This is a genomic window from Roseibium hamelinense, assembly GCF_007830545.1.
In the GTDB taxonomy this organism is placed as follows: domain Bacteria; phylum Pseudomonadota; class Alphaproteobacteria; order Rhizobiales; family Stappiaceae; genus Roseibium; species Roseibium hamelinense.
In genome coordinates this window covers 19,636-34,556 of sequence record NZ_VLLF01000008.1, presented here as the reverse complement: position 1 = coordinate 34,556, position 14,921 = coordinate 19,636, and the positions used below count along the sequence as shown (strand labels likewise).

At 56.2% G+C, this 14,921-nt stretch carries 17 protein-coding genes; 8 read left to right on the top strand and 9 right to left on the bottom strand.

The features are described 5' to 3' along the window. Nucleotides 1-6 precede the first annotated feature (6 nt). The gene (gene gloB / locus JM93_RS15680) at nt 7-786 is read right to left on the bottom strand and encodes a hydroxyacylglutathione hydrolase (RefSeq protein ID WP_145345362.1); all 780 of its coding nucleotides are present in this window, start codon (nt 784-786) and stop codon (nt 7-9) included. Nucleotides 787-915: 129 nt separating this feature from the next. Between gloB and JM93_RS15675 the strand changes: the two genes are divergently transcribed. Next, nucleotides 916-1,692 (top strand): class I SAM-dependent methyltransferase, encoded by a 777-nt coding sequence (locus JM93_RS15675; protein WP_145345360.1) that lies wholly within the window; start codon nt 916-918, stop codon nt 1,690-1,692. A 1-nt stretch (nt 1,693) separates the two neighbouring features. On the opposite strand, the gene metW is transcribed toward JM93_RS15675, so the two are convergent. Beyond that, nucleotides 1,694-2,326 carry a methionine biosynthesis protein MetW gene (gene metW / locus JM93_RS15670; RefSeq protein WP_145345358.1) on the bottom strand — a complete coding sequence of 211 codons (633 nt, stop codon included), beginning with the start codon at nt 2,324-2,326 and terminating at the stop codon, nt 1,694-1,696. A gap of 1 nt (nt 2,327) precedes the next feature. After that, a complete protein-coding gene (gene metX, locus JM93_RS15665) occupies nt 2,328-3,527 on the bottom strand; it encodes a homoserine O-acetyltransferase MetX (RefSeq protein WP_145345356.1) in 1,200 nt (399 codons plus the stop codon). Between the two features lie 197 nt (nt 3,528-3,724). Between metX and JM93_RS15660 the strand changes: the two genes are divergently transcribed. Genes JM93_RS15660 through JM93_RS15650 form a run of 3 tightly spaced genes read left to right on the top strand, consistent with a single transcriptional unit; the run spans nt 3,725 to nt 6,666 of the window. Continuing rightward, nucleotides 3,725-4,600, top strand: a complete 876-nt coding sequence (locus JM93_RS15660; RefSeq protein ID WP_145345354.1) for a chorismate mutase — start codon at nt 3,725-3,727, stop codon at nt 4,598-4,600. Between the two features lie 3 nt (nt 4,601-4,603). Next, nucleotides 4,604-5,731: a pyridoxal phosphate-dependent aminotransferase gene (locus JM93_RS15655; RefSeq protein ID WP_196220728.1), complete on the top strand. Its 1,128-nt coding sequence runs from the start codon at nt 4,604-4,606 to the stop codon at nt 5,729-5,731. A gap of 14 nt (nt 5,732-5,745) precedes the next feature. Continuing rightward, a complete protein-coding gene (locus tag JM93_RS15650) occupies nt 5,746-6,666 on the top strand; it encodes a prephenate/arogenate dehydrogenase family protein (protein WP_145345352.1) in 921 nt (306 codons plus the stop codon). A gap of 19 nt (nt 6,667-6,685) precedes the next feature. Here the strand turns inward: JM93_RS15650 and JM93_RS15645 are convergent, their stop codons facing one another. The 3 genes from JM93_RS15645 to JM93_RS15635 all read right to left on the bottom strand — a co-directional run bounded on the left by JM93_RS15645 (nt 6,686) and on the right by JM93_RS15635 (nt 8,840). Further along, nucleotides 6,686-6,994, bottom strand: a complete 309-nt coding sequence (locus JM93_RS15645; protein ID WP_145345350.1) for a hypothetical protein — start codon at nt 6,992-6,994, stop codon at nt 6,686-6,688. Continuing rightward, on the bottom strand, nt 6,982-7,839 hold the full coding sequence (locus JM93_RS15640; protein ID WP_145345348.1) for an SMC-Scp complex subunit ScpB: 858 nt from the start codon (nt 7,837-7,839) through the stop codon (nt 6,982-6,984). Before JM93_RS15640 ends, JM93_RS15645 begins: the two co-directional genes overlap by 13 nt. A 95-nt stretch (nt 7,840-7,934) precedes the next feature. Continuing rightward, nucleotides 7,935-8,840, bottom strand: a complete 906-nt coding sequence (locus tag JM93_RS15635; protein WP_145345346.1) for a farnesyl diphosphate synthase — start codon at nt 8,838-8,840, stop codon at nt 7,935-7,937. 149 nt (nt 8,841-8,989) lie between these two features. On the opposite strand from JM93_RS15635, the gene JM93_RS15630 reads away from it, so the two are divergent. The 4 genes from JM93_RS15630 to JM93_RS15615 all read left to right on the top strand — a co-directional run bounded on the left by JM93_RS15630 (nt 8,990) and on the right by JM93_RS15615 (nt 11,856). Further along, entirely contained in the window at nt 8,990-10,210 is a 1,221-nt protein-coding gene (locus JM93_RS15630) for an SAM-dependent methyltransferase (protein ID WP_145345344.1), read from the top strand. Next, complete coding sequence (gene mtgA / locus JM93_RS15625) at nt 10,197-10,907, top strand: monofunctional biosynthetic peptidoglycan transglycosylase (RefSeq protein ID WP_170230700.1); 711 nt, start codon at nt 10,197-10,199, stop codon at nt 10,905-10,907. The genes JM93_RS15630 and mtgA overlap by 14 nt, the downstream gene beginning before the upstream one ends. 179 nt (nt 10,908-11,086) lie before the next feature. Beyond that, nucleotides 11,087-11,272: a 50S ribosomal protein L32 gene (gene rpmF, locus JM93_RS15620; RefSeq protein ID WP_145345803.1), complete on the top strand. Its 186-nt coding sequence runs from the start codon at nt 11,087-11,089 to the stop codon at nt 11,270-11,272. A 161-nt stretch (nt 11,273-11,433) separates the two neighbouring features. Next, entirely contained in the window at nt 11,434-11,856 is a 423-nt protein-coding gene (locus JM93_RS15615; RefSeq protein ID WP_145345340.1) for a hypothetical protein, read from the top strand. A 10-nt stretch (nt 11,857-11,866) separates the two neighbouring features. Here JM93_RS15615 and JM93_RS15610 read toward each other — a convergent pair whose 3' ends face one another. The 3 genes from JM93_RS15610 to JM93_RS15600 form a co-directional block, all read right to left on the bottom strand. Continuing rightward, on the bottom strand, nt 11,867-12,511 hold the full coding sequence (locus tag JM93_RS15610) for a septation protein A (protein WP_145345338.1): 645 nt from the start codon (nt 12,509-12,511) through the stop codon (nt 11,867-11,869). A gap of 154 nt (nt 12,512-12,665) precedes the next feature. Further along, nucleotides 12,666-13,394 carry an acetoacetyl-CoA reductase gene (gene phbB, locus JM93_RS15605; protein WP_145345336.1) on the bottom strand — a complete coding sequence of 243 codons (729 nt, stop codon included), beginning with the start codon at nt 13,392-13,394 and terminating at the stop codon, nt 12,666-12,668. A gap of 125 nt (nt 13,395-13,519) precedes the next feature. Then, on the bottom strand, nt 13,520-14,701 hold the full coding sequence (locus JM93_RS15600; RefSeq protein WP_145345334.1) for an acetyl-CoA C-acetyltransferase: 1,182 nt from the start codon (nt 14,699-14,701) through the stop codon (nt 13,520-13,522). Nucleotides 14,702-14,921: the final 220 nt, after the last annotated feature.

Here is a 14,921-nt window from a genome sequence, read left to right as displayed (position 1 = left end):
GTGCTTTCAGGCATTATCCTTGCGCGTGCGGATTTCAGCAAACACGTCGGCATCGGTCTTGTGCTCCATGCCAAGGGCGGCTTTTACGCTGTCCTGGTCTGCGCGCAAAAACGGGTTGGTCGCCTTTTCCGCCGCCATGTTTGTCGGCAAGGTTGGTTGGTTGACGGCACGCAGATCCGTCACTTCTTTGGCCCGCTTTTGGAGCGCGGCGTTGTCCGGCTCAATGGTCAGAGCGAATTCGGCGTTTGCTGCCGTATACTCATGGCCGCAAAACAAAATCGTATCGTCAGGTAGCCTGTTTTTAAGCTTTTTCAAAGATGACCACATCATCTCAAGGTCCCCTTCGAACACGCGGCCGCACCCGAGCGAAAACAGGGTGTCTCCGGTGTGCGCCAATTTGAGCGCTGGGCAATACCAAGATATTTGATCAAGTGTGTGGCCGGGGGTTCCGAGCGCTTCAAATTCGAGCGGACCCACCTTGATATGGTCGCAGTCTTCGACAGTTTGGTCCAGTTCGGGGATCTTCGCACGGGACCGTGCCGGCCCATAGACCGTCGCATTTGTCGCCTTTTTCAACTCGCCAAGACCCTGCACATGATCCCAGTGGTGATGCGTGATCAATATGTCCGTCAGTTTCCAGCTGCTTTCCGACAAGATATCCAAATACGGTTTTGCATCTGGGACATCCACCGCGATCGTTGTCCCGCTTGCCGGGTCGTGGATCAGAACGCCGAAATTGTCGGAAAGACAAGAGAATTGGCGGATTTCGGCGTCTGGTATGGTCATTATCTGGTATCTCCGGAAATGGCTCGCATCACGTTAAGGTGGCAAACAAGCCCGATCAGAACAAGGGCTTTCACCTTGCGATTTCCTTCTGATAAGGGTTCAATCGCCGCACATCGAACCGGAAGCTGCATGTATCTCGACGTCGCCGATCTGCGAACATTTTATGATCTGCCGCTCGGCCAGCTGCTCCGAGGGCTGATTGGCGAGCACGTGCGCTTGATGTGGCCTGATCTGACGCGCCAAAGTCTGCTCGGCATTGGCTATGCGGGCCCGTTCATGCGCCCCTATCTCGGGCAGGCGGAAAAATGCATGGCCGCGATGCCCGCTCAACAGGGCGCCGTGCCTTGGCCCCAAGAGCGCGAGACAGCGGCCGCGCTGGTTCAGGATGCAAGCTTGCCGTTTTCAGATGCCGTATTTGACCGGGTGATGATGGTGCATGCGCTTGATCATTGTTCGGACGCATCTGCCATCCTTGAAGAAGCCTGGCGGGTTTTGGCGCCCGGCGGGAAATTGCTCGCCATCGTTCCGAATCGCCGCGGGCTCTGGTCGCAATCTGAATTGTCGCCTTTTGGATATGGACGGCCCTATTCCCGCGGTCAGTTGAAAGATTTGTTGCGGAACTGCCATTTCGAAATTCTTGACGATCGCGAGGCGTTGTTCATGCCGCCGACTAAGGCGAGATCCGTATTGCGTGCGGCATGGACTTGGGAGCGGATCGGACGGCGAATCTGGCCGGCCTTTGGCGGCCTGCTGTTGATGGAGGCCGAGAAAAAGGTGTACCGGACCATTCCTTCCAATGGCAACAAAAGCCCCCTGCGGGTTCTCAAGCCCGTTTTTGTGCCGAAGGGCGCGCCAGTGGGTCTCAAACCGGTGCGGCGAACAGATGCTGGCCCGACATCTGTGTGATTCACCGTCTCAGCAAAAAGACAGCTTGTTCGGCGGCAATGTTCCAGAACCACCATGGGGCTGCGAATTTGATATGCGCGCCCTGGCCGCTTAAGGCAACCGCCTTTTCCACCTTCGCGTCCAGTTCGTCACATAGGGTGACGAAATCCTTGAGGGAGCAGAAGTGAATGTTGGGCGTGTCGTACCATTCGTAGGGGAGATATTTCGTGACAGGCATACGCCCCTTGAAGAGCAGCTGGACCCGGTTTCGCCAGAAGGCGAAATTCGGAATGGACACGATGACCTGGTTTCCGATCCGCAATAGCTGTTGCATGACGCCTTTCGGATCCCGCGTTGCTTGAAGCGTTTGGCTCAAAATCACCACATCAAATGCATCGTCTGGATAGTCTGTCAGATCTGTATCGGCATCGCCTTGAATGACCGACAGACCTCGTGCCACACAGCTGTTCACGCCCTGTTGTGACAATTCAACGCCGCGTCCGTCGACGTTACGGTTCTGGCTAAGGAGCTGCAACAAGGCTCCGTCCTCTGATCCGATATCGAGAACCCGCGCGCCTTCGGGCACGAGGGACGCGACTACGCGATGGTCACCGCGTACGCCGGAGGCGTCGTATTGTTTCGGAGACAGATTCATTTCAGTCTGCTCCCCCAGGCGCTGGAATGCCGCGTGCATGCGCCGCGCCGGTCACGAACCCTCGTATCGTTGAAAACATTTCTGGAACGTCGAGGAGAAATGCATCGTGGCCGCGGTCTGTTTCAACTTCGACGAATGACACGTTGGCGGCGGCGGCGTTCAGCGCCTTGACAACCGCCTTGCTTTCCGAGGTTGGAAATAGCCAATCGGACGTAAACGACATGACGCAGAACCGGGTCGCAGTCTGCTTGAAGGCGTTTGCCAGGGTACCTCCAAATTCAGCCGCAAGGTCAAAGTAGTCCATTGCACGCGTCACATAGAGATAGGAATTGGCATCAAACCGGTCGACAAATGTCATGCCTTGATGGCGCAGATAGCTTTCGATCTGGAAATCTGCGTCGAACCCGAAGGTCAGATTGTCCCGATCCTGGAGATTACGGCCAAATTTCTGATGGAGCGACTCGTCTGACATATAGGTGATATGTGCTGCCATCCGGGCAACCGCGAGCCCCTTGGTCGGCCGCGTACCCTTCGCGATGTAATTCCCGCCGTTCCAGTCAGGATCCGCCATAATTGCCTGACGTCCAACCTCGTGGAAGGCGATGTTTTGCGACGAATGCCTTGCACCTGCCGCAATAGGCACTGCGGCGAAAACGCGTTCAGGATAACTGGCAGCCCATTGCAGCACCTGCATACCGCCCATGGAGCCTCCGGCGACCATGAACAGGGTTTCGATACCCAGATAATCGATCAATTGCGCCTGTGCCCGAACCATATCGCGAATAGTTACGACTGGCATGGTCAACCCGTAAGGCTGACCGGTTGTTGAATTGACGTTCGCTGGTCCAGTAGTCCCAAGGCACCCGCAAAGAACATTCGCACAGATCACGAAATAATGGTTCGTATCGATCGGACATCCCGGCCCGACCATTTTGTTCCACCAGCCTGGTTTACCGGTTATCGGATTGGTCGAGGCGACATATTGGTCGCCGGTCAGCGCATGGCAGATCAGGACCGCATTCGTTTTGCCGGCATTCAGTGTTCCGTATGTCTCATAGGCGATCTGCCACGGCCCGAGTGTTGCGCCTGAATCAAGCTTCAATGGCCGGTCGGACCCAAACCGGGTCAACTTACTGCTGGGGGTCTCAACCTCTCGCAAAGAAACTTCGAGAATTGACTGGGAAGCGGTGTCGCCAAGCATGTTCGACGTTTTTTGTCCTCAGTTTTACGGCTGGTCACAGCACGTAATACGCATCAAAACAAGGCCTTTTAAAGGGGTCGGGCCTGCGCAAGTAGGTGCCCTGGAGCTCTTGTGTCAACGTTTTCTTTTGCGTTTGGCGCATCGGATGCCTATGACTAGCGCCCGAATTGAACCGCCTGACATCGCAAAGACAGCCAATGAGCGGAATGAAATCCTCAACACATCCAAGTGAGACCCTACTTGAGCGCCTCAAGGATTTGGACGCGCAAATGCACGCGTTATTGATCGAGCGGGCACAAGTTGTTCAGGGCCTGATTGCCGCCCACCGGGCAACGGGCGACGAAGGGCCTGTCCTAGACCCTGTGCGCGATGCTGAGCGCATGCGTTTGTTGGTCGAACGGCATGAAGGTGACCTGCCTTTGACAGCGGTAGAACATCTCTGGCGCGACATCGTCGCGACTTGTGCGTTTTTGGAAGCTCCCTTCACTGTGCATCTGGATGGTGGCGCTGAGCTTCTCGGCATGTTGGACGCTGCCCGTTACCACTTCGGGTTCAATCCTGAGCTTGAGGCAGGGTCGGATGCCGCCGATGTGGTTGGGGTGGTTGCTGGATCGCAGAATGATATCGGGCTTATTGCTTTGAGCGACCGTTCAGATTTGCCGTGGTGGCGGGGCCTTAGTGAGACAGGCGCGCGCGTGACGGCCCGGTTGCCGTTCTTGGTTCTCGATACACGGCCGGCAGATTTGCCTATGCTGGTTATTTCCCGCGCCGAAGTGCCACGCGACCAGCAGGATGTCATTGTCTATGATGCGCGCTGGGGTTCGGTGTTGCCTGGCGATCTCATGGGCCAGGGTATCGAGGTTGTGAGCTTTCATCGATCGGCGAGCGGGGTTGACGCGCTGATTGCAGTGTCCGCTGATTTGGATGAAACAGAGGCTCTTAAGGCATGCGCTGATGCCGGCGCTGAGCCGGATGTCTTGAGACCGGTCGGGGGGTACACGGCCGCAATCGATATCGAAAGCGATACGAATGAAGAATTTGAAACGGTCGTGACGATCGTCTCTGAGGGTTGAAACATGACAAGCAGTCAAGCTGAAGCAGCATTGGACACGCAAAACCGGCCGGTGCCACGCCCGGGTGTCTTGGATATTGCTCCCTACATACCGGGAAAATCCAAAGCGACCGGCGGGGCAACGCTCCATAAATTGTCAAGCAACGAGACACCGCTTGGCGCAAGTAAACAGGCGATCGCGGCCTATTCGGATCTTTCCAAAGTGCTGGAACTGTATCCCGATGGCAGCGCGAGCGCGCTTCGTCAGGCGATCGGCGAGGTCTACGGTCTCAATTCCGACCGGATCATTTGCGGAGCCGGTTCTGACGAGATCCTGTCTTTGCTCGCTTATGCTTATCTTGGTGCGGGTGATGAGGCGATATACTGCGAACACGGTTTCTTGGTCTATGACATCGCAATACGGGCTGCTGGGGCGACACCGGTTGTGGCACCGGAAATCGAGTTGACGGCAAATGTGGATGCCATTCTCGAACGGGTCACGCCGCGTACGAAAATGGTGTTCTTGGCAAACCCGAATAATCCGACCGGAACCTATCTACCGTTCGAAGAGGTGCGCCGTCTGCATGCGGGCTTGCCAGCCAGCACGTTGCTGGTGCTGGATGCGGCCTACGGAGAATACGTGCGCAGGAACGACTACGAAAGCGGCATGGAGCTGGCAGCCACCTCTGAAAATGTTGTCATGACGCGTACGTTTTCAAAAATTTACGGCCTGGCTAATCTCAGGCTTGGCTGGGGATTCGGACCTGCGCACGTCATTGACGCTTTGAATCGCATCCGGGGGCCATTCAACGTTTCGGGTCCCGCCATCGCGGTTGGCATTGCAGCAGTACGGGACACGGTATTTGTTGAAGCAGCGGTTGCCCACAACGATATATGGTTGCCATGGGTCACGCAGCAGCTTGAAGCTCTGGGTTTGTCCGTGACGCCTAGCGTCGGCAATTTTGTGTTGGTTCATTTCCCCGAACAAGATGGCAAGCGCGCCGTTGACGCTGACCGTTATCTACTTGAGCGCGGCTGCGTGTTGCGGCTGGTCGGGAATTACGGTCTGCCGAATGCGCTGCGTATGTCCATTGGCACGGAAGAGGCCAATCGCACGGTGGTTGATCACCTGAAAGCGTTCCTTCAAGCATAACTTAGAAAAGAAAAATGGCGTCTCCACTATTCGACCGTCTCGCCCTCATCGGGATCGGGCTCATTGGGTCATCTTTGGCCCAAGCCGTGCGTGTACGGGGCCTGGCGCAGGAAATTTCCATCTCAACCCGCTCGGCGAGCACTCTTCAAAGAGCGGAAGAGCTTAGGCTTGGGGATCATTATTCACTGGATGCGGCGGTTGCTGTGGAAGGTGCAGATCTCGTGATTCTCTGCGTGCCGGTTGGTGCGAATGAAGCGGTTGCAAAGTGGATTGCGCCGGCATTGCAACCTGGCGCCATATTGACCGATGTCGGATCGACCAAGGGGTCGGTTATTGCGCAGGTCGCGCCTCATGTGCCGGATGGAGTGCATCTCATTCCGGGTCACCCGATTGCGGGGACAGAACAATCTGGTCCGGATGCCGGTTTCCCGACCCTTTTTGAAGACCGCTGGTGCATTCTGACGCCGCCTGAAGGCGCTGATCCGGCAATGGTACAGAAACTGAGTGCGTTTTGGCGAGCCTGCGGGTCGGATGTTGATGTGATGGAAGCCGGGCACCATGATCTGGTGCTTGCCATTGTGTCACATTTACCGCACCTGATCGCTTACAACATCGTCGGCACGGCAGACGATCTTGAAACCGTTACAAAATCTCAGGTCATCAAGTATTCGGCTTCTGGTTTTCGGGATTTTACCCGTCTCGCTGCCTCCGATCCTACAATGTGGCGAGACGTTTGCCTCAACAACAAAGACGCCATCCTGGAGATGCTGGCGCGCTTTTCGGAAGACCTCTCAGCGCTTCAGCGCGCTATTCGGTGGGGCGATGGCGACATGTTGTTTGATTTGTTTACCCGTACCAGGAGTATCCGCCGGTCGATCATCGAGGCCGGTCAGGAAACTGACGCACCGGATTTCGGGCGTACGAAACCTAGCTGACCGACGGTTACAAAGCCACTCACACGATCAGCTGCGGTTGAACGGAAACGGTTGCGGTGTTCGTGGAAACTGGAACCGCTGTATCGACAGGAAATAGTGCCGGGTCGATGCCCTCCGCGGTACCTATGCTCACGCTGGAAACCTCGCCGCTGCCACCGCTTTGTCCTTCCGAGCCTGCAGCCGCCTCGAACTCGCGCAAGGCCTGCATGCCATCGTCCAGATCGGACATGGCTTTCTTCATTTCTTCCTTGGATTCCTTGTCGTCACGGTCGATCAGGATTTTGATCTTGGCGGCGATGAAATCGATCTCGCTTTTCAGCTCGCGCAAAGCCTTGGCATGGCCTTGGCGCACCTGTGTGCTGTTGTAGCGTTGGTCGCTTTCCTGCTCTGACTGGCCCGCAGCAGAGGTCTGCGAATAGGCCGCAAGGGCCTGTTGGACATCCGCAGGCAAGTTTTTCGCCTGTGTGGGTGTGCCAGCTTCGCTGCGACCAGCTTGTTGATCCGTCCGTGCAGACCCGTTACTGGCACCTTCTGGTGATTTGGCGTTTGCAGCTTTAGGTTCTGCTTGGGTGGGGCGTTTGAGGCGTTTTGCGCCAGATCGGGGCTGCTTGCAGCAGTGTTGCCGGGTCCGTCTGCAGTCGCTGCGACGGCTGGGTTCGACGCGGCGGTGGCGGTCTCGACCCCGGCCTCGACCCCGGCCTCGGAAGCCGCTCCAGTCGCGTTTGCTGGATTTTGCGGTCCAACTCCGGCCACACCGGCCATCATGCTCATTCCGCCGTCTGACAGCGATTTGGCCGCCTGCTTGAATTCTTTGGCGATCTGTTTCAATTCGCGAAGCAACGCCTTTGCCCGCTCCGGTGTCGCGAATTTGAGCCTTTCCTTCAAAAACTCGATTTTTTGCCGAAGCTGCTCGATCCGCATACCGCGGTCGTCGTCCTCGGCTTTCTCGGCTGCTTTTTGAAGGAAATTGGAGGTTTCCTCCGCGCCCTTCATGTTCTGAAGGACCTCTTCCGAGATGTTCAGGAAAGGATTGCCTGCCGCGCTCGTGTCTGTGCTCGCGGCTTGTGCTGCGTTGCCTGCTTGATACTTTGACGCGCCGGGTCCCGCTTGTGGGGCCGTTGTGCGGGTGAGGAGATCGGAGCGTGTTAAACCCGATGAGAGCGTTGAGATCATCTGCCGCCGCCGGAAATACAACCAAAAAGCAATCAAGTGAGTTATGCAACTCACTACGCGCCCAAAATCCTAACAAATAGTAAACAGATGTTTGGTCAGTTTTTCCGTTCGATGATGTATCGGGCGATCTCGTTCAGCGGCGTGGCGTTTTCGCCGAAGGGTGATAAAAGTGTACGGGCCTCCTCGACAAGCTTGTCGAGTTCAGCTCGTGTTGCCTCAATGCCCAACAGGCCGACCAGCGTCGCCTTGCCCGCTTCCGCATCCTTGCCGGTCGCCTTGCCCATGGCTTCGGCATCGGCTTCGACATCAAGCAGGTCATCAGCCAGTTGAAAGGCTAGCCCGATGATCTCGCCGAACCTTTTGAGTCGGTCAGCATCGTTAGGCGAGGCATCTGCGAGGATGGCGCCTGCCCGGCAAGCATAGCGCAACAGCGCGCCGGTTTTCATGGCCTGCAAGGTGCGGATTTCCGCTTCTGTGCGGTCTCGGTGTTCAGATTCCAGATCCAGCATCTGGCCGCCCGCCATGCCGCCGATCCCGGCCGCCCGCGCAAGGTCCCGGGACAGCGTCAGCCGGATGTCCGCACTCTCATGCACCCTGGCATCGGCGATGATGTCGAAGGCAAGTGTTAGAAGAGCATCGCCTGCCAGAATGGCCGTCGCCTCGTCAAAGGCCTTGTGAACGGTGGGCTGACCCCGGCGCAAATCATCGTCATCCATTGCCGGAAGGTCATCATGCACCAGCGAATAGCAGTGGATGAGCTCGAGGGCTGCGCCCGCATAAATCACGCCATCGTCGCTGCGGCCAAATAAGTTCGCAGTCTCAGCAACAAGAATTGGCCTTAATCTCTTACCGCCACCGAGCACCGCATAACGCATCGCCTCCATCAGCTGGGCCGGGCGGCGGACTTCGCCATCCATTGGCGCATCCTGCAGCAGTTCTTCAAGAACTCTGTCAATTCGCTCTGCACTTTTTGCTAGATGCGGTTTTAAATCGCTGCCCATTCCTCACCCATCTGTACGTTTTTCTGACCGCTTGGCGGTTTCCCTGTCGTGAATTCTATGTATCGTCAAGCCACGAAATGGTTTTTTGCTCGAGGAGCAACTGTGAAACCGGGTCTTGGGCGCTTTGTTTTTGGAATGCGGGGGAATTCATGCGCTTGTTGTCAAGCTTGTTGCGGTCGTTCGTCAGGAATGGCCGGATGCGTGTGATTGATGTTGATGGATCGGTGCACACGTTTGGAACTGGAGAAAACGGTCCAACGGTAACCATCCGGATTCATGACAAGGCGCTTCACCGCAAGTTGTTTTTGAACCCTGAACTTGCCGCTGGAGAGGCCTATATGGACGGGTCGTTGACCATGGAAGACGGGTCCACGATCTACGATTTCATGTATCTGTTCTCGGTCAATCGGGCGCCGCTGGGGGCAAATCCGGTTCAAGGTGTGTTGCGGAAATTTTGGAAAGCATTCCGGCGCCGTCAGCAGCAGAACAGCGTTGAGCGGGCCAAGCGGCAGGCCCAGCATCACTATGACCTGTCGACCGACCTCTATCGGCTATTTCTGGATGAGGGTTTGAACTACAGCTGCGCCTACTATCGCAGACCTGAAGACACGCTGGAGGAGGCTCAGGACGCAAAACTCACGCATTTGGTCGCCAAACTAGACCTCAAACCCGACATGGAGGTTCTTGAAATTGGTGGCGGGTGGGGCAGTCTTGCGATCCGGATGGCGCAGGCTGGTGCCAGAGTGACATCTTTGAATGTGTCTCCGGAGCAGGTCCGCATTGCTCAGGAACGGGTCGATGCGGCTGGGGTCAGCGACAAGGTAAAATTCGTTCTGAAGGACTACAGAGAATATTCAGGCAAATTCGACCGCGTGATCTCCGTCGGCATGATGGAGCATGTCGGGATCGGTCACCTTGACGCCTATTTCGGCAAGATTCGGGAAGTGATGAGCGATGACGGCTATGCGGTGGTGCATTCGATCGGACGCATGACCCCGCCGGGCACGACCGGGCCATTTATCCGGAAATACATATTTCCCGGTGGCTATGTTCCGGCTTTATCGGAAGTGTTCGCGTCCACAGAAAGGCTTGGCCTGTGGGTTTGCGATGCCGAGATCTTGCGGTTGCACTATTATTACACCATCAGAGACTGGCGCATCCGCTTCGAGGCGAACCGGGAGGCTGCCGAAAACATATATGATGAAGCTTTTTGTCGGATGTGGGAGTTTTATCTCTGCGCGGTCGAACTGGGCTTCCTGCACGGGTCCAACATGGTGTTTCAGCTGTTTTTGTCGACCGAACGGGATGCTGTGCCGATCATCCGCGATTTTATTCAGGACAATGAGCGCAGCCTTAATGGCCTCGACTGACACCCCAAGCAAAAAGACACGGAAAAAGAACCGCATAAAAAAGCGGCTGCTACAGCTAACAGCGGCTGCCCTGCTGTTTCCGGTGTTTTTGACGATTGTCTACTCGGTTGTCCCGCCTGTTTCCACTCTTATGCTGGCGCGTTATGCGCAAGGGCTGTGGGTCGACCGACAATGGGTTCCGCTGGAAAACATCTCGCCCAATCTCATCCGGTCGGTGGTCGCGTCCGAGGATAGCAGTTTTTGCTCTAACAACGGCGTCGATTGGGGCGCACTCGAAGATCAAATCGAGCTACTGTACGAAGGCGAAACACCGCGCGGGGCCAGTACCTTGACCATGCAGACCACAAAAAACCTCTTTTTGTGGTCCGGGCGTTCCTATGTCCGAAAGGGGCTTGAATTGCCGCTTGCGCTTATGATCAACGCGATCCTGACAAAGAAACGTATTCTTGAGATCTACCTGAACATAGCGGAGTGGGGTGAAGGTATTTTCGGAGCTGAGGCTGCCGCGCAGGCCTGGTTCGGAAAACCTGCAAAGGAACTGACCCGTGTTGAGGCCGCCCGGCTGGCGACAGCACTGCCGAACCCGATTGGCCGCAACCCGGCCCGCCCCAGTGGCGCGCATCAGAGACTAGCAGCGACGAATCTTGCCCGAAGCGGACAGAACGGTCCAATTTTCGATTGTGTTCTGGATAACTAAGCGTTAGACCCGCTCATCGACGGACCGGCGAACACCGGTGCAAGAAAAATTTGCGTGACGGGCTGGCAAAATTCAAGCGTTGCCTGTATAACGCCGCGCATTCCAACACGCTGCGTGATGCCACGCCCCGGGCTATCCCGGTCCGGGCCGCGCGACTATGGACCACGGAGAAGAACAAAATGGCCGTTCCAAAGAGAAAAACCTCGCGCATGAAGCGCGGTTTTCGCCGTTCTGCGGACGCCCTGAAGCAGCCGACTTATGTCGAAGACAAGGATTCGGGTGAACTGCGACGCCCGCATCATGTTGATCTGAAGACCGGCATGTATCGGGGCCGTCAAATCATGACGCCGAAAGACGACGTCTAAGGGTTTTGATCGCTGGCAAGCGAAAGAGTTAGGCCGGCCTGAAAGGGCCGGCCTTTTTCGTGGTGCACGTCACATATCTGTTGGCCGCCCGTTGCTAGACCGTATGTTGTTCTGGTTTGACTACAGTCTTCATCTTCTGACGCGCCCGCCTGGAGCTCTCAATGAAGTTTATTCTTTCGCTGCCGCTCACGCTTTTGCCCCTGATCGCATATAATATCATCGTGTTTTCCGGCGGGGCTTCCGATCCGGCAATGATCTTCGAGACACCGGTGCTGGGTTTCGATATGGTGTCCGGTGCCCGCTTCACCATGGTGACCGGGGATCTCCTGGTTACTGGCGCACTCGTGGTTCTATTCATCGAGGTGCTCAAGGCCACGCGCACGGGCACGGTTGCGCTGGCCGATCATATTCTTTCAATGTTGGTTTTTGTGGCCTATCTCGTTGAGTTTCTTGTGATCGGCGGCGCGGCGACATCGGTGTTTTTTATTTTGATGGTGGTCGCGCTAATTGATGTGATTGCAGGTTTTTCAATCACGATATCAGGCGCGCGCCGGGACTTTGCAGTTGGTCCGGACGCACACTAGCGCAGACGGTTCAGTTTTCGTTTTTGTTATCGTCGGTGATTGCGTGTTTTTGGATGAGCGGAAGCTGGGTCAGCGTGAACAGAAGGGTTATCGGCATGACACCGAACACCTTGAAGCTCACCCAGAAGTCGGTCGAGAATGAGCGCCAGATAAACTCATTGAGTGCTGCGAGAAAGAAAAAGAAGACACCCCAGCGCAGCGTGAGGACACGCCACCCCTCATCAGTCAGCTTGAACGCGCTGTCAAACACATAGCCCAGCAGTGATTTGCCAAACGCAAGGCCGCCGAGCAGTACCGCACCGAACAGACAATTCACGATGGTGGGCTTCAGCTTGATAAACAGTTCGTCATGCAGCCAAAGCGTAAGAGCGCCGAAGACAAGCACGACCACGCCGGACACAAGGGGCATGACCGGCAACCGTTTTGTCAGCCAGAGCGAAACTGTAAGAGAGATGGTAATCGCCACCATAAAAGCCGCGGTAGCGAGGAAGATCGGCTCCCCGACGGCTTTCAGCATTGGAAAGTTGTCCGAGATCTGCTGCCCACGTGAATTGAAAAGAAAGAAAACGGCAAGCGGCCCCAGCTCCAGCGCGAGCTTTAAAAGAGGCGACAATTCCTTGCGGGTTGGATCGTTAGGCGCGTGCTCGAATTCCATGGGCGGTAAGTGCTCCTTTGCTCCTGGTCGGGTGCATCTTGTTATAGGGACATAGGTGAGCTGGACCAAAGGGGTCAAGCGGGAATGCGCAGGAACAAAAAAGGGAAAGGCGCCAATACAGGCGCCTTTCATGAAGGATCGTTGGGCCGTGCGGCTAGCCGTTGGCGATATATTGGCCACCATTGATGGTCATAACGGCGCCTGTCATGAAGCCGGCAGCGTCAGAGGCGAGATAGACAACGGTCTGAGCAATTTCATCAGGATGACCCAGACGACCGACCGGGATTCCCGAAACAATCTGCTCCAAAACCTTTTCCGGCATAGCGGCGACCATGTCTGTGTTGATGTAACCGGGGCAAACGGCGTTGACTGTAATGCCCTTGAAAGCATTCTCCTGCGCGAGTGCTTTCGTGAAGCCGATGACCCCCGCCTTTGCCGCAGAATAATTCGACTGACCCATTTGGCCTTTCTGGCCATTGATAGAGGAGATGTTGATGATCCGGCCGCTTCCGCGTCCACGCATGCCTTCAATCACCGGGCGGGTCATGGTGAACATGGAATCGAGATTGGTCGAAAGAACCGCGCGCCACTGGTCCCAGGACATCTTGTGGAACATACCGTCTTTTGTGATGCCGGCATTGTTGACCAAAACATCAACCGGGCCGAGGTCGGCCTCGACCTTGGCAATGCCTTCTGCGCAGGCATCCGGATCCGAAACGTCCCACTTGTAAACGTGGATTCCGGTTTCTGCCTTGAACGCCTCGGCCTTTTCCGTGTTCCCAGCATAGGTAGCTGCCACCGTGTAGCCAGCGTCTTTAAGGCCCTTTGAAATAGCCTCGCCGATGCCACGTGTTCCCCCCGTGACCAATGCAACCTTGCTCATGCTTTCCTCCTCATTCCAGCGACAAGTCTTTTGTCTTTATTAAACTTCCCTACGGCTTTTCCGTAAAATGTCATGGCAGCCGACTGATGACCCTGCCATGACAAAAATCAATAACTTGCAGAGACTTAGCGCTCCAAGCACATCGCAACGCCCATGCCACCGCCAATGCACAGTGTCGCCAGCCCCTTCTTGGCATCGCGGCGGTTCATCTCGTGAAGCAGTGTGCACAGGATACGCGCGCCAGAGGCGCCAATCGGGTGGCCGATCGCAATCGCGCCCCCGTTGACGTTCACGATGTCGGGGCTCCAGCCCATGTCCTTGTTCACGGCACAGGCCTGAGCCGCGAAGGCCTCGTTGGCTTCGACAAGATCCAAATCCTCGGCGGACCAGCCGGCTTTTTCCAAAGCCTTGCGTGAAGCCGGGATCGGGCCGGATCCCATGATCGACGGATCAACGCCGGCGGTTGCCCAAGATGCGATCCGCGCGAGTGGTTTGAGACCGCGCTTTTCAGCTTCCGCAGCACTCATGACAATCAGCGCTGCGGCGCCATCGTTGATGCCGGATGCATTGGCAGCCGTTACAGTGCCTTCTTTGTTGAATGCCGGACGAAGCTTGGCGACGCTGTCCAGTGTGGCACCGTGGCGGATATATTCATCATCTTCGACAACAGTGTCGCCCTTGCGGCCCTTGACGACGAACGGTGTGATCTCGTCCTTAAACTTGCCAGCCTTTTGCGCAGCTTCAGCCTTGTTTTGGGATGCGACGGCAAACTCATCCTGTTGTTCGCGAGTTATTTGCCATTTTTCAGCGACATTCTCGGCGGTCTGGCCCATGTGATAACCGTTGAATGCGTCCCACAAGCCGTCCTTTATCATGGTGTCGACCATCTTGTAGTCGCCCATCTTGTAACCGGCACGCATGGGAGCACAGTGTGGTGACAGGGTCATGTTTTCCTGTCCGCCGGCAACCATAATGGTGGCATCGCCCGTTTGAATTTGTTGTGCGGCAATGGCGACCGTGCGCAGGCCGGATCCGCAAACCTGATTGAGAGCCCAAGCGGTGGAGCTGTCCGGAATGCCTGCGGCAATGGCAGCCTGACGGGCCGGGTTCTGGCCTTGGCCGGCGGTCAGCACCTGGCCGAAAACGACTTCATCTACATCCGCGCCCTCAACTTTGGCCTGCTCCAAGGCGGCCTTGATCACATGCGCACCAAGCTCATGGGCCGGGGTGGTTGCAAAGGCGCCGTTAAACGACCCAACCGGGGTCCGGGTCGCGCTCACAATAACTACATCGTTAGAAGCGGTCATTTTACTCTCCAGATGCTGCTCAAGCGGTCTGAACCGTTCGATGGCAATTTTGCACCAGCGAGCCGGCCCACTCGCCCGCGACTAGAGACCGCGTCGGAACGGCTGTCAACCGGGAACCTCCGTACCTTTTACGGGATTTTGCAAGCCGCGCCTCATCCTTTCGTCATTGCATATAAAAACGCTGGTAAGACACAATGCGAATGGCTTAGTCTAAAAGTCG